This is a genomic window from Dendrosporobacter quercicolus (assembly GCF_900104455.1).
Lineage (GTDB): Bacteria > Bacillota > Negativicutes > DSM-1736 > Dendrosporobacteraceae > Dendrosporobacter > Dendrosporobacter quercicolus.
In genome coordinates this window covers 263,130-277,829 of the sequence record NZ_FNHB01000001.1, presented here as the reverse complement: position 1 = coordinate 277,829, position 14,700 = coordinate 263,130, and the positions used below count along the sequence as shown (strand labels likewise).

Annotated in this window: 15 protein-coding genes and 1 tRNA gene; 5 read left to right on the top strand and 11 right to left on the bottom strand. The window is 46.4% G+C overall.

Going from position 1 to position 14,700, the window contains the following annotated elements; all coding sequences use genetic code 11:
* Window positions 1-42: 42 nt before the first annotated feature.
* A complete protein-coding gene (gene fusA / locus BLR06_RS01250) occupies window positions 43-2,121 on the bottom strand; it encodes an elongation factor G (protein ID WP_092067492.1) in 2,079 nt (692 codons plus the stop codon).
* A gap of 310 nt (window positions 2,122-2,431) precedes the next feature.
* Here fusA and BLR06_RS01245 point away from each other — a divergent pair, with 310 nt between their 5' ends.
* Both BLR06_RS01245 and bioC read left to right on the top strand, forming a co-directional pair.
* Window positions 2,432-3,190 (top strand): alpha/beta fold hydrolase, encoded by a 759-nt coding sequence (locus BLR06_RS01245; protein ID WP_092067490.1) that lies wholly within the window; start codon window positions 2,432-2,434, stop codon window positions 3,188-3,190.
* Window positions 3,135-3,932: a malonyl-ACP O-methyltransferase BioC gene (gene bioC / locus BLR06_RS01240; RefSeq protein WP_092067488.1), complete on the top strand. Its 798-nt coding sequence runs from the start codon at window positions 3,135-3,137 to the stop codon at window positions 3,930-3,932. The genes BLR06_RS01245 and bioC overlap by 56 nt, the downstream gene beginning before the upstream one ends.
* 221 nt (window positions 3,933-4,153) lie before the next feature.
* Here bioC and BLR06_RS01235 read toward each other — a convergent pair whose 3' ends face one another.
* The 6 genes from BLR06_RS01235 to BLR06_RS01210 form a co-directional block, all read right to left on the bottom strand.
* Window positions 4,154-4,660 (bottom strand): cob(I)yrinic acid a,c-diamide adenosyltransferase, encoded by a 507-nt coding sequence (locus tag BLR06_RS01235; protein ID WP_092067486.1) that lies wholly within the window; start codon window positions 4,658-4,660, stop codon window positions 4,154-4,156.
* Window positions 4,661-4,695: 35 nt separating this feature from the next.
* A complete protein-coding gene (ndk, locus tag BLR06_RS01230) occupies window positions 4,696-5,112 on the bottom strand; it encodes a nucleoside-diphosphate kinase (protein WP_092067484.1) in 417 nt (138 codons plus the stop codon).
* Window position 5,113: 1 nt separating this feature from the next.
* Window positions 5,114-5,635: a gamma carbonic anhydrase family protein gene (locus BLR06_RS01225; RefSeq protein ID WP_092067482.1), complete on the bottom strand. Its 522-nt coding sequence runs from the start codon at window positions 5,633-5,635 to the stop codon at window positions 5,114-5,116.
* Window positions 5,636-6,712 carry a M42 family metallopeptidase gene (locus tag BLR06_RS01220; protein ID WP_245697984.1) on the bottom strand — a complete coding sequence of 359 codons (1,077 nt, stop codon included), beginning with the start codon at window positions 6,710-6,712 and terminating at the stop codon, window positions 5,636-5,638.
* 85 nt (window positions 6,713-6,797) lie between these two features.
* Entirely contained in the window at window positions 6,798-7,235 is a 438-nt protein-coding gene (locus BLR06_RS01215; RefSeq protein ID WP_092067478.1) for a type II toxin-antitoxin system RatA family toxin, read from the bottom strand.
* A 15-nt stretch (window positions 7,236-7,250) separates the two neighbouring features.
* Window positions 7,251-8,504 (bottom strand): aminotransferase class III-fold pyridoxal phosphate-dependent enzyme, encoded by a 1,254-nt coding sequence (locus BLR06_RS01210; RefSeq protein ID WP_092067476.1) that lies wholly within the window; start codon window positions 8,502-8,504, stop codon window positions 7,251-7,253.
* Between the two features lie 182 nt (window positions 8,505-8,686).
* Here BLR06_RS01210 and BLR06_RS01205 point away from each other — a divergent pair, with 182 nt between their 5' ends.
* A complete protein-coding gene (locus tag BLR06_RS01205; protein ID WP_139164418.1) occupies window positions 8,687-9,058 on the top strand; it encodes a hypothetical protein in 372 nt (123 codons plus the stop codon).
* Window positions 9,059-9,324: 266 nt separating this feature from the next.
* Here BLR06_RS01205 and BLR06_RS01200 read toward each other — a convergent pair whose 3' ends face one another.
* The 3 genes from BLR06_RS01200 to BLR06_RS01190 form a co-directional block, all read right to left on the bottom strand.
* A complete protein-coding gene (locus tag BLR06_RS01200) occupies window positions 9,325-10,506 on the bottom strand; it encodes a vWA domain-containing protein (RefSeq protein ID WP_092067472.1) in 1,182 nt (393 codons plus the stop codon).
* Window positions 10,507-10,527: 21 nt separating this feature from the next.
* Window positions 10,528-11,370 (bottom strand): AAA family ATPase, encoded by an 843-nt coding sequence (locus BLR06_RS01195; RefSeq protein WP_092067470.1) that lies wholly within the window; start codon window positions 11,368-11,370, stop codon window positions 10,528-10,530.
* A 372-nt stretch (window positions 11,371-11,742) separates the two neighbouring features.
* Entirely contained in the window at window positions 11,743-12,345 is a 603-nt protein-coding gene (locus BLR06_RS01190) for a CBO0543 family protein (protein ID WP_245697983.1), read from the bottom strand.
* Between the two features lie 267 nt (window positions 12,346-12,612).
* On the opposite strand from BLR06_RS01190, the gene BLR06_RS01185 reads away from it, so the two are divergent.
* On the top strand, window positions 12,613-13,065 hold the full coding sequence (locus BLR06_RS01185) for a universal stress protein (protein WP_092067468.1): 453 nt from the start codon (window positions 12,613-12,615) through the stop codon (window positions 13,063-13,065).
* A 184-nt stretch (window positions 13,066-13,249) separates the two neighbouring features.
* Window positions 13,250-13,326 (top strand) — tRNA-Pro (locus BLR06_RS01180).
* A gap of 179 nt (window positions 13,327-13,505) precedes the next feature.
* On the opposite strand, the gene BLR06_RS01175 is transcribed toward BLR06_RS01180, so the two are convergent.
* Window positions 13,506-14,522, bottom strand: a complete 1,017-nt coding sequence (locus BLR06_RS01175; protein ID WP_245697982.1) for a Bug family tripartite tricarboxylate transporter substrate binding protein — start codon at window positions 14,520-14,522, stop codon at window positions 13,506-13,508.
* Window positions 14,523-14,700 lie beyond the last annotated feature (178 nt).

Sequence of the window (14,700 nt, the reverse complement as noted above, 5' to 3'; positions counted from 1 at the left end):
ATGATTTACAAGCTATCACAAACGTGATAGCTTGTTTCAATTTCATGCCTCAATCAGGCTTTCTTTGCTGTTGGCGGCAATGATGCTTTCCGCCAGCCGCTGAGGCACTTCCTCATAATGAGAGAAACTCATATCGAAACTGCCGCGCCCTTGGGTAATAGACCGGAGATCAATAGGATATTTAAATAATTCCGACATTGGCACCTGGGCTTTAACAACGCCAAGGCCATTTCCCATTGGCTCCATTCCCTGGATGCGGCCCCGTTTGCCGTTTAAGTCCCCAATAATATCGCCCATAAAACCTTCGGGCACCTCAACCTCGACATTGCAAATCGGCTCCAACAGAACCGGCTTGGCCTGCATTGCCCCTTTGCGCAAGGCTAGTGAACTGGCAATTTTGAAAGCCATCTCCGAAGAATCGACATTATGATAGGATCCGTCATAAAGGGTGACTTTAACGTCGACCATGGGAAAGCCGGCTACCACACCGCCGTTTAGAGCCTCACGGACTCCTTTCTCGACAGCGGGAATATACTGCCTCGGCACAGAACCGCCAAAAATTGAATCAACAAATTCAAAATTAGCGCCTGGCGTCAACGGATCCAGCTGCAGCCAGACATGGCCGTATTGTCCGTGTCCGCCGCTTTGTTTTTTATGCTTGCCTTCAATTTTGACCGAGCCTCTAATGGTCTCGCGATAAGGCACTTTAGGCGGCTTTAGTACTACCTCCACTCCGAATTTTCTCCTAATTCTTTCCGTCATAATGTCCAAATGCAGTTCGCCCAAGCCGCTAACCAGCAATTGGCCTGTTTCAACATTTTTTTTGACCTTAAGGACCGGGTCTTCATCCATCATCCGGTTCAAGGCCGGCCCAATTTTATCTTCGTCCCCTTTGTGTTTAGGCTCCAGGCACATGGTAAACATGGCCTTAGGATATGAGAAGGGCTCGAACACGACAGGATTGCTTTTTTCGCATAACGTATCACCGGTTCCTGTTTCCTGCAGCTTGGCAACCACAATAATATCGCCGGCGTAAGCATTCTGCAGCATCTCCTGCTGTTTGCCGCGCAAAGTAAAAATATTACCAACCCGTTCAAGCTTTCCTTTCGATGCATTGTAGATCATACTGTCTGCTTTAATCGAGCCGGAAAACAGCCGGATATAGCTCAGCCTGCCGACGAAAGGGTCAGCGGTAGTTTTAAAAATGACCGCCGAAAAAGGATCAGCGCTCTTGACCGTGACCGGCAGCTCGTTCTGCCCCTGCCTGGCGCTTATCTGCCTTGTCTCAGGTCCAGGCAGATATTCCACAACGGCATCCAGCAACTGCGTAATACCTAAGTTGCGATAGGCCGAGCCGCACATAACCGGAAAAATCTTGGCCAGACCAATTCCCTTGCGCAACCCGTTGGCGATATCAGCAGTTGTCAGTTCGTCACCGTCCAGATATTTTATCAGTAAATCATCATCCATTTCAGCGGCCGCTTCCACCAATTGCTGCCGGGCAGACACAGCATCCTCCAACATTTCCGCCGGTATTTCCGTCTCGGTGAACTGATTGCCCCGCCCCGCCATGAACGCTCTCATACCAATCAAATCAACGACGCCGCAAAAGTCAGCTTCCCTTCCGACCGGCAGTTGAATAGGAATGACGCCTGCCCCGAATATCGTCCGCATACGCTTAAGCACTGCCCTAAAATCGGCATTTTCCCGGTCCATTTTATTGACAAATACCAACCGCGGCAAAGCCAGTTCTTCAGAATAACGCCAGACCTTTTCCGTTTCCACCTCCACTCCCGCCGCCGCACATACGGTAATGATTACACTGTCAACTGCCCGCAGCACGCCTTTGACCTCAGCCACGAAATCGGCGTAACCCGGCGTATCAACAAAGTTCAGTTTATGATCTCGCCATTCACAAGGCGCCAGTGCAGCGCTAATGGTAACTTTTCGCCGAACTTCTTCCGGTTCAAAATCTGTAATGGTAGTACCGTCGTCAACCCTGCCCAAGCGATTGATATTTCCCGAGTTAAACAGAAGTGCTTCCGTCAGTGACGTTTTACCGGCGCCCCCATGGGCTGCAATTGCGACATTTCTTAAGTTGCTGCTTCTGTACTCTTTCATAATATCCCTCCCAAGCTTTCATTGTCCGCGTTACAGCACTGTTAATTATCATTATTTTCTGTATTCTCTGCCAAATTACCACTTCCTCCTGCAGTTACTTGCCCAAATGCAAAAAGCCTCACATTTTTTTGCGGATAATACTTCTTAATTCAGCAGACATCAGGGACTTGGCGGCGACTGTTATAACAGAACAAAATTAGTGACGAAATCTGCTTGTTCCGCCCGCCAAAATATATTGCTTCCAGAAAATAATTCCATTATAATACAATTGTAAACCATTAATAAAATAATAGTTAACGAAAGGTTCCTTATGCCACATCCGCTTTTTTTTATACACGGCTGGGCTTCAACGGGAGCAATCTGGCCCGACAGCCTGCGGCAGAAACATAGCCAGTGCTATGATGCCCCAAATTTCCCCGATTTCAATTGCCTCTCTGCTGCTTTTCTCACTTTCACGGAATACCATAAGCAGCCAATAACGGTGATTGGCTGGTCTTTGGGCGGGCTGTTGGCATTGCAATTGGCAGCGGCCTATCCCAACCGAATATACAAGATCATCCTGGTAAGTTCTACCGCGCGTTTTACCAATGAGCCGGGCTATACCGCAGGATTATCTCCCGCCATCGTAAAACGCCTTGCTAAACAGTTGAATCAAGATCCACGGGCAACACAACGGAATTTCTATACACTTATGTTTTCTTCATCAGAACAGGATCGGATCATTCCGTTCTTACAGAATATTGCACCACGGATGGCCTCACTCCATCCTCATAGCCTGTCTAAAGGGCTTAATTTTTTGCTGGAAGCAGATTATCGCAGCATCCTGCCAAAACTACAGACACCTTGTGCTATCATCCATGGAACAGCTGACACTATCTGTCCTGTGGATGCAGCGCATATCTGGCGGAAAATCTCCCTAACGCCGGCTTATACCTGCTCCCCGGTGCAGGGCATATTCCGTTTTATACTCAGCCTGATACCTTTTCTACTTTGCTCAAGGAGTGTGATAAGCAATGATCTGCAAAAAACAAGTCGCCCGCCGATTTGGAAAAATGTCCTCCTCCTATGATAAATATGCCAGAGTACAAAAATATATGGCTCTCATTCTCGCCAATAAGGTACAGCGTTCCGGCGCGTACGAACGAATTCTCGAAATCGGCTGCGGTACCGGTTATTTTACCCGGCTCTTAGCCGAAACCTTCCCAAAGGCTCATATCCTGGCCAGCGACATTTCTCCCGGCATGCTGGACGCTACCAAAAAAAATCTGGCTTCCTATCCTCATATCCGTTACACGCTAGAGGACGGAGAATCCCTAAAAACGCAAGAATCCTTCGATTTGATCGTATCAAATGCCGCTTTTCAATGGTTCAATCAAACACCCAGAGCATTTAACGGCTTCTATGACCGATTGACGCCCGGCGGGGCGCTTATCTATACAACCTTCGGGAAACAAACCTTCCAGGAATTGCACGCATCTTTCCAGGCCGCACAGGAACAGCTTGGAATTGCTTCTTACGCCAAACATGGCCAATCATTGCTAACCATCCCCAGTCTGCAGAATATCATGAAGCTAGCAGGCTTTACCCAAGCCGTACATTCGGAAGAAAAATACCGGGAATATTTCCCCACTGTAAAAGACTTTCTCATCTCTGTAAAAAAAATCGGCGCAAATAACGCTTCCCAGCACAATGGCTCCACAACCTCTCGTCAACTCATGTTTGCAATGATACGACATTATGAAGACACCTTCCGCGAACACGGACAAATATACGCCACATATCACACAATCTGCGGAATCGGCCGCAAATAGAGAAAATGCGTCTGTAAGATAAAAAATAATAACCGTTCTATGAACGGTTATTATTTTTACTTTAACTTATTTTTGCAAAAAAGCTTGCATAATTTTACGCAGTGGTTTCGGCACCGAAACAACATAAATTTTGAGCGTTTTCACCGCGCTCGCCCCCTTATTATTGTATACAACACTTGATATATTGTATGACGCAAGGGTGACGTTTGCTACCGGTCAGGTTAGTTTAATTCCTGTTCCTCAAAGCGCATCAACACAAAACACAAATCGGAAAGACGGTTCAAGGCGATAATTAAATGCTCACTGACCGGCTCTTGTTTAACTAACCGCCAGACCTGCCGTTCGGCCCGCCGGGTGGTAGTCCTGGCCAAATCCAGAAACGCACCGCCTTTCGTGCCGCCAGGTATCAAGAAATTTTTAAGCGGCGGCAGCTGTTGCTCAAACTTGTCAATGACAGCCTCCAGCTTCTGCACATGTTCGGCGGTTATATAGGCGGCGCTGTCACTCAAACTGGCCAGTTCAGCCATAATCAGCATCAAAAGCTTTTGCAAGACGAGCAATTCCTCGCGCACTTCGGCCTTTTCGCACCACACCCGTGCCAGTCCCAAAGCCGAATTAATTTCATCCACATTACCGTAAGCCTCAACTCGGGCGCTGTCCTTGTCCACGCGCTCGCCGGTAAATAATCCGGTTGTTCCTTTATCGCCGGTCTTGGTATATACCCCCATCCAACAGCCCTCCCCCAAATACTTTTTTCACAAAATCACTCAAACAATTCATGTGGTTTAAACAAATTGGCTATTTCGCGCTCAGCGCTGGCTGCACTATCCGAGCCATGAATTACGTTATATTGCAGGGCAGTTGCAAAATCGCCCCGGATGGTGCCCGGCTGCGCCTCTGCCGGATTGGCAGATCCAATCATTGCCCGGCTGACTTTAACGGCATTTTCGCCTTTGATTACCATAGCCACTAACGGCCCGGAGGTAATGAACCCGACCAGATTCTCGAAGAAAGGCTGATTTTTATGCTCATCATAATGAGCGGCCGCCTGCGCTTTAGATACCGTCAGCAGCTTTAAAGCCACAACGTTAAGGCCGCGCTGCTCAAAACGGTGAATGATTTTCCCGGTCAGAGAACGCGCTACACCATCAGGTTTAATTAAAATCAGCGTCTTTTCCATGCTAACCCTGCACGTGCAGATAACTTTGCGCCAGGGCATGATAACTTAACGCCGACGCCCTGATTCCCTTAATATCTTCTTCGGTAAGCTGCCGGACAACTTTCCCCGGCGAACCCATAACCAATGAATTGGCCGGAATCTTTTTGCGCTCCGGTATTAATGAACCGGCGGCAATGATACAGTTGTCGCCAATCTCCGCAGCATTGAGAATGACTGCCCCCATGCCGATCAGGCAATGATTGCCGACCGTGCAGCCGTGAATAATTGCGCCATGCCCCACAGTCACATAATCCCCGATAACGGCTGCTAAGCCACAGATGACATGTACCGTAGAGTTATCCTGAATATTGGTATATCTGCCGACATGAATAGCATCCACATCACCTCTAAGCACTGTGTTAAACCAGATACTTGCGCCTTGCCCGATATTCACCCGGCCGATGACAAAAGCGCCGGGCGCAATAAATGCATCGTCGGCGATGCTGGGCTTAACGCCTTGATAGACAATCCTGTTGTCGTTCATTTACCGCAACAACTCCTCGTACTGTTTGCTGTCTAGATTCTTCACAATGGCCGCCAACAGTTTTACGGCGGCAGCATAATCATCACGGTGAATAATACTGTTATGGCTGTGAATATAACGGGTGGGAATACTCAAAACCAGACTTGGCACTCCCCGGGAGTGGACATGAATACGGCCGGCGTCAGTGCCGCCGCCTTCGGTAAAGGCCAGCTGATAAGGAATATTATTTTGTTCGGCAATCGTAATAACATAATCACGAAGCTTGATATGCGGAATCATGCTGGCATCATAAATCGTAATGGCAACACCCTTGCCAAGCTTGGCCGGAGCCAGATCCTCGGTCACTCCCGGCGTATCGCCGGCAACACACGTATCTACGGCAAACGCAATATCAGGGTCGATTGCGCCGGCGCTGGTTGCGGCGCCGCGCAGGCCAACTTCCTCCTGAACCGTTCCTACACCATAGATGGTATTGGGATGCAGTTCGGCGCCAGCGGCCTCCAGGACGTCAGCCACGATCGCGCAGCCAATCCGGTTATCCCAGGCTTTAGCCATCAATAGCTTTTCATTGGCCATTACGGTAAATTCGCTGCAGGGTATAATGGCGTCGCCGGGGCGGACGCCAAAGCTGTCTTTGGCTTCTTTTTCATCAGCCGCCCCAATATCAATATACATATCTTTCTTTTGCACAACCTTTTTGCGCTCGTCCGGCGATAAGATATGCGGCGGCTTACTGCCGACAACGCCGGGAATGGCGCCTTTAGCCGTCATGACAGTTACTCTCTGCCCCAGCATCACCTGCTCCCACCAGCCGCCAATGGTTAAAAACTTCAGAAATCCATCCTTGGTAATTGTTTTTACCATAAAGCCGATCTCATCCATATGGCTTGCCAGCATGATTCTGGGACCGGCCGAACTGCCGCTCTTTTTAAATATCACACTGCCAATTTTGTCATAGGATAATTCTGCCTGATCGCCAATTTTGGCAATTAACAGTTCTTTAATTTTTTGCTCGAAACCGGAAATGCCAGGTGCTTCGGTTATTTCTTTCAGCCATTGCAACGTTTTATCCATCATCAATCCCCCTTCTATCAACTATAGTCTACAGAATTTAGCGTTTTATATGCAATCTGGATAAAGCGGCGCAGTCCTTTGACAGCCTTCAGCCGTTCTCTATTTTTTGTTTGATTGCCCTGAGCATATTCATACTGTTGTCACGTACTTTTTTCTTTAAAATCGGATTGAGCAAACCGGCAATCATTGGAATACCGAATTCAAAGTCTACCGTTAGTTTTACCTCTGTACCGCCGGCGATTTCAGTCAATTCCCACGCTCCCTCCATCTTCTTCAGGTCCCCGTCCAGCTGCCGGTAAGTGATGAACAGTTTGTCATCATCAAAAGTATCCAGTTCGGTCCATTTTATCGTACGGCCATCCACATTTGACACCCAGCTGGTAACCGTGGTGTTATCTTTTCGTTCCAATACCGCAACACTGACCAGATCTTCCATAAACTCGGGATACTTATCCATTCGCTTCAAGATTGGATAGATCTCCCGTCGATCGCATAGCACCGGCATAGTTACTTCAACAAAAGGCATAATTGCTAATCCTCCTTAGAAATCCTCAATCATATCATTGGCTTTCTCCATCGCTTCCGCCAAAACAGCGATTACCTTGTCAATCAGCTCCCTGCTGATGATCAGTGGCGGTTCAATCCGGATCACTTTTGGGTTGTTTAGGGTATAGGCAGCCAGCACACCGCAATTAATTAATTCGGACATTAAAAAACCGCCAATCCCTTCTTTGGTCATTTCAATGCCAATCATCAGGCCCCGGCCGCGAACTTCTTGAATAACCGCCGGAAAAGCCTGTTGCAGTTTCTGCAGTTCACCGATAAAATAAACGCCGCTTTGCGCTGCTTTCTCCGGTAAACGATCTGTCAGCAAAACATTGATTGCGGCTATCGCGGCCGCACAGGCCAGAGGATTGCCGCCGAAAGTGGACGTATGCAAAAACGGGCTTGTGATATATTTATCCCAAAGCTTAGGCCTCGCAGTAAAGGCGCCCACCGGCATAACACCACCGCCCAATGCTTTGGCGGTAGTAATAATATCCGGCACCACACCGCAATAATCTACAGCAAACATCTTCCCGGTCCGTCCCAGACCGGTCTGCACCTCATCGCAAATGAGCAACGCGCCAAACTGATCACATAATTTCCGTACCTGGGGCAGATATTCATCAGTCGGCACAACAATGCCGCCTTCCCCCTGAATGGGTTCCAAAATTACAGCCGCCGTTTTCTCATCAAGCACTTGCTCAATAGCCTCGATACGGCCAAAAGCGACATGACTAAAGTTGGTAAGCAACGGTTTAAAAGGATCGCAAAAGACGTCCCGGCCGGTGGCGCTCAACGCCCCCAGCGTTTTACCATGAAAAGCATTAAGCGTTGAAATGATTTTTTCTCTGCCGGTATGCACTTTGGCCAGCTTAATTGCCCCTTCGACCGCTTCAGTGCCGCTATTGGCGATAAAGCTGTATTGCAAATCGCCGGGCGTTATTTGGGCCAGCAGTTCCGCAAGATCAGCCATCTGCTTATTGAACAGCACCTTGCTTGATAACGGCATGAAATCAAGCTGCTTTTTAACGGCGGCCACCACTTGGGGATGGCGGTGACCAAGACTGAAAACGCCGTATCCGCCCAGACAGTCAATATATTCCTTGCCGCTGATATCTCTTAATATACTTCCTTCCGCTTCCCATTCAATGGTCGCAAGCCCCATAAACCTAAACAGCTTGGCCATTGCCGGGTTAACATACTGTTCATACTTTTCAATTGTTTCGTTTACAAGCAATTCTTTATTCATATAAAGCCTCCGTTGCTTTCATTGTATTTGGTATTATTTCTATTTTTAACTAAAAAATTCCTTTCGCCTGATCGAAATTCCGGCACTCAAAGGATAATTCCTTTAGGAAAATCTAGGCTGTTCAATTCGCGTATGGGTTAAAGATATATGTGGTTATAATAAAGAGCGGGATTACTGCAAAAGTGTTGGCAAAAAACCACTTGCAAAAAAATTCTAAGGGGAAAGATATGCAAAAAAGAGCCACAGCACTACCCGAGCTTTTAGCGCCACTGTCTGCCGGAAAAGTAATGTTAGTTCTTGAACTTCTGCAGCCTGACTTGCTGGATCAGTTAGAGCACTGTCTGGATTTTATTCAAGAGCTGCAGCTTCCTATGAATTCTACGCAAAACGCATTAGACGATTTTTTAATTAAACGGTACATGGTTTTAGAAGATTCTCTGGAAAGTCTAAGCAGCAACACGCTTGCTTCAACCATGAAATTTTTTGAACAGCCGAAATATAGAAATATTATCAATACGCATGCTTTCGTGGACGGATTACAATACAAGCGATGATTGCCGCTCTGTTTTGGGATGAGGATTAGACAGCCTTAACGTAAACAGGGCGTGTCTTTACGATGCAAAGCATCCGAAATAGACACGCCCTGTGCAAAACATGGTAAAATCGGGACCACAAGCAAAACTGCCAACAAATAGTTATTGGCAGTACGGGTATATAACACACTCTTCGGCTAAGATACAGAAAACAACATTATGACCTCCGGCAGAAAAGGCCTAAGTACTCCTGGGATAAGAATTGGACGCAGCTGAGTCTGCGTCTATTAGTTTTTCGTTTTTAACTTTTGTACTGCTTGTTCCAGACCTTCAGGTGATAGATGATACATGGGGAAAACTTCCTTCACCATCGGAACCGTTGAATGGAATGGCCATACATTAACCGGCAGCGGATTGAGCCACACGGCATAAGGAAAGTGTCCGGCCAAACGTTTCAACCAGTAAAGGCCGGTATGTTCATTGCTCAATGCCCAGTCAACAGAGCCGCCGATTCTTGTTAATTCACTCCGCGCCATACTGGCGTCGCCTACAATCAGCAGCCGGTAATCCGCGTTCAAAATTTTGAACAGTTCATCCAGGGTAATCCAGTCCTTCAAATCGAAGTTGGTGTAGATTCGGTCATAAACACAGTTGTGAAAGTAGTAAAAACGCATGTCTTTGAAATGCGTGGTACGATTAGCTGCTGTAAACAGACGGCTGCATATTTGCCGGTAGGGATCCATGGAACCGCCTGAATCCATAAGGATAATTAGCTTCATCTTGTTACGGCGGGGACGCTCCCAGACTAAACGCAGCATACCGGCATGCTTACAGGTATCGTTAATTGTTTCGTCAATATCCAGCTCATCTTTGGGTCCTTCCATTCTGCTGCTCAGCTGCCGCAGCTTCCTGAGCGCCACCTCAAATTGCCGGACACTGGTGATTTTATCGTCACGAAGATCACGGTATTGCCTGGCGGCGGCGACCTGAACGGCAGACTGATTATTGGATGAGCCGCCAATGCGTACGCCTGCCGGGTGATAGCCGGAATGGCCAAAAGGAGATCCGGCGCCAGAGCTAATCCATTTTGTACCGCCGTAGTGCTCCTCGTTTTGCTCCTTCAGCCGTTCCGCCAATTGCTGCCTTAATTCCTCCAGGCTCCAGTCAAGCATCGGCGTTCGTTGATCAAAAGGAATAATTTTAGCTTCCTGAGCGTTTTCCAGCCAGCGCAACGCCTGCTCGATAAGATCCGGCGAAGCTTCTATCCCTTCAAAATGCTTGGCAAATGCCACATCATAACGGTCGAAGTGCCTTTCATTCTTGACCAGTATCGCGCGCGCCAAGTAATAAAAGCCAGTTAGGCTGGAAAAAGCAAGGCCTTTTGCCAGCGCTTCCATCAGCATCATCCACTCGTTTAAAGAAACCGGAATCCCTTCACTCTTGAGCTGGAAATAAAAGTTGACAAACAAAGCGAACACCTCCCTTCTTCATTAAAGGTCCGGGTTGCCCTTGAATGGCAGTTGTTTAATTGCGCTGTCAATATCCTGCTCTTTTTTAATCAGTGTACCCATGAAGGGCAGGCACTGGCAGATTGCGTCCGGGCTTATTCCGCCCAAAGCAAGCGCTTGTACCCAGTCAATAAGTTCGCTTGTGCTTGGTTTCTTTTGGATGTCTTTAATCAAACGCAGTTGGTAAAACGCTTGCAGGGCTTGCTCCAATAAGCTCTCTTCCAAATCAGGATGATGCACCGCAATAATTTTTTTCATCATTTCTTTATCAGGGAACGCAATATAATGGAAAATGCAGCGTCTCAGAAATGCATCCGGCAATTCTTTTTCCGCATTGCTGGTAATAATGACAATTGGCCGGTGCTTAGCCTTAATTGTTTCTTGTGTTTCGGGAATGTAAAAATCCATAATATCCAGTTCCCAGAGCAGATCATTGGGAAATTCAATATCCGCTTTATCTATTTCATCAATTAATAACACTACCTGTTCTTCTGAAGTAAAAGCCTCGCCCAGCTTGCCAAGCTTAATATATTGTTTGATATCCGATACGTCCCGGTCGCCAAACTGGCTGTCATAAAGCCTTTGTACGGTGTCATATACATAAAGGCCTTCCTGGGCTTTGGTGGTGGATTTAATATTCCAGATGAGCAGCTTCAGGCCAAGGCCGTCAGCAACGCTTTTGGCCAACATGGTTTTTCCGGTGCCTGGTTCACCTTTAATCAATAGCGGCCGTCCCAAAGTAACGGCTATATTTACTATGTTTTGTAAATCCTGCGTACTGATATAGTCTGATGTTCCCTTAAAAACTGCACATTGCGTCGTCATATACACATCGCTCCTTTTCCTCCTGATTTCCACGAGAAACTTGTCCCTTTTTCCGGATAATCCCCATTCATTTCGACCATTTGCCGTTATTGGCTACAAACCTTCATTTGATCTAAAATGAAAGACCCTCCCCTCTGGACAGATTCATTTTCTATATTTTATCATGACAATAACGAGGTCAAAATATGTAGGTTTGCACTGTCATTCATACCTCTATGGAATGATCAGAATTTTCTTTACTATAACACATCTGAACTGCTACTGTAAATCACTAATGTCATTTAGGGCAGCTCTTGTCATAATGCCCAGCCGTTACGGAACAGCGGGAGAACAAGCGGGAGCTGCCGGCCTGGCCGACATTGCTCCGGACGCTTACTCTGCGGTTATCGATAGTCCCAAATATAATCCGGCCAGAAATATTGTAAACATCCCGACAATATGAATAACAAACCAGAACCAGTTGTCAAACCGGAAGGCCTCTATTTTTATCGGCGCCCGTAAATGCGGCGGTATGATCTTGCCCCCAATCCATTCCATTAAGATAAAGAAGGCCCACCACGATGTATAAGAGTCCCAGAAATCCCACTCATAACCGTATTGTATCAGCCTGGTAGTATTTTTAAATATGGTCTCCATTAGCGCACCAAGATTAACGATAACGCCGTAAAATGCTATTTTATAAGTCCAGCTTACCGGGCTGTATCGAACGCCGACCAAAACGTAAAAAGAGAAAGCAGTTAAAACAGCAGTTACTGGTGTTTTTATTACAGGCATAAAGATGTAAGGAAATGAATAGAAGCCAACTTCTACAAAAATATAACAAAGTACATTACCGAGTACTCCGGCAATTAGATATAATAAACCATATCGCCGCCAGTCCAGCCGTAAAATGAAGAAACTGCCAATCAATGAAAAAACTACGCTTATTATGGATATATACATCTCTTTACTGCCATCAAGAAAGGTCAATGTCATCTTAATCAGCTACCTCCAGGACAATGAAATTTAATAAGTTTCTTCTATAACAAGTATTTACTGGCCAGCCTGCTAATATTTACATTGATTTGCCAATAAAAGCATTCTACAGGCAATCACTTACTGAAATGTTGAAATTAAACCGCTAAAAATGAGCGTTCTCTCCTTTTTAAACAAATGATTGTGGAACAGTGTAGCGCCTTGTGAAGGATTCGTTTTTATCATTATCGAACTAGAAAGATATGGAACAAAAGAGAGGGGGTTCACATGATTATTATCAAACCTTATCAAACCATTCTTGTCCCTGTAGACGGTTCGGAGAATTCCCAAAGCGCTTTAGCTCACGCTATTTATCTGGCCAAACAATGCAATGCGGCGCTGCACCTATTGCATGTTGTTAATTTGGCTGCCGCTCTGTCATTATCCGGTTATGACCAGGGGCACTATTCACTTCTTAAGGAAGTACAGAGTGCTCTTACGGAAACAGGAAATAAGGTGCTGAACGAAGCGGCGGCAAAAATACCGGCCCCCGTTAAACACAGCATCTCCCTGGAAATGGGGGCGCCCGGGCAAATCATTATTGATTGCGCCGACAAGTGCAAAGCCCATTTGATTGTTATGGGAAGCCGCGGCCTCGGCCCGGTAAAGGGATTATTTATGGGCAGTGTCAGCAATCACGTGATGGGACAATCGCCTATACCGGTATTAATCGTTAAATAACCTTGTACAGTCCAACCTATCGCCAACATAATAAGAATTAAATCATATGTCAGTTCGGAGCCAGAAAAAAGCATCGGCCAATGTAACAGAATTGCCAAACAGAGTCGGGAATATAAGCTGAACTAAATATTTCTTTTCCTTGACAAATCAGCCAAAAGACGATAAGATATTAATCGTCGCTAGTCGGGGCGTAGCTCAGCTTGGTAGAGCGCTACCTTGGGGTGGTAGAGGCCGCACGTTCAAGTCGTGTCGCTCCGACCAGATTATACAAGAGTCAGACCATCCTTTTAGGATGGTCTTTTTGCTTCTGTACTGCAACCGTACTGCAATCCGATTTTAAGATTATTTAGTACCAAGAGCGTCTATATAGCTGCTTCGTACTCCTCAATAAAAAAACCGGCCAGTGAGTGATGTCGCGACCGGACTTTTTATTGAATATATCACTTTCTCTGCTCTGCTATTTTTTCAGCAATACCGGATTCTTTTACTACTTGCGTAAGTCTTCTTGTTTCTTTAAGCCATTTTTGAAAAAATTCTTCATGCCCTAAGTAATTAACTTCCATGCCTAGCTTTCTCATGTTTTCTATGTACTCAGGATCATTCACTGTTTTTTCAAGACCCTCTAATAATTTGGTTTTTACTTCTTTTGGCATGCCTTTGTGGGCAGCAATGCCAAAGAAGAAGCTGAATACCACATCGATTCCCTGTTCCTGAAAAGTAGGAACGTTGCTGTAAAGAGGATCGCTCATTCGTTTTGTGGATCCAACACCAATGACTTTTACTGCACCGCTTTTCACATGTTCTTGTATTCCGGGAGCAGCAGAAAACATTAACTGAACATGTCCTCCCAATAGAGCAGCCAATGATTCCGCGGCACCTTTAAAAGGTACTTGATCCAAGGCAACTCCGGCATTTAGCACAATCATTTCGCCTGCAAGATGATTTCCGCTCCCTAACCCGCTATGTCCAAATTTAACAGCGTGGGGATGCTGTTTAGCATAATCCACTAACTCGGCCAGACTGTTCCAGGGGCAATCGGAGCGAACAGCCGCAATAGCCGGCAGTTCCATAATCTGCACTAATGGATCTAAAGCTGATGAATAGTGATACGGGGTTGTCCCATAGAGTGGCTGCAACAACGCACTTGTATCCACGGTTCCCAACGTATAGCCGTCCTCCCCCGATTCAACCAACTCATTCCAGCCTAAAATCCCGCCCGCGCCAGGCACATTTTTTATGACGACATTCTGACCAAGATGTTTGTAAGCCGATTTTCCCATTGCCCTGGCCATCATATCTGCACTTCCGCCAGCCGCAAATGGAACAATCAACGTAATCGCCTTATCAGGATACTTCTCGGCAGCAGTTGCCGGCGTCTCTTTCGTTCCGCAGCCAGCAGCCAGCCCCATCGAACATAACAGCAGTAAGGACAACGCAATTGATTTTCTATTTTTCACAGCATTTCCTCCCTTATTTCGTTTTAATTCGATTTTATACCCGATTACATAAAAAAGATTGTCATATTTTGTCAGGAGAAAAAATAAAGCCGGTCAGCCCAAAAATGCCAACCGGGACAATTTACTCTATAAACCACTTACCTTCCTCATCACCCACGCTACAATATTTTTATGGCAC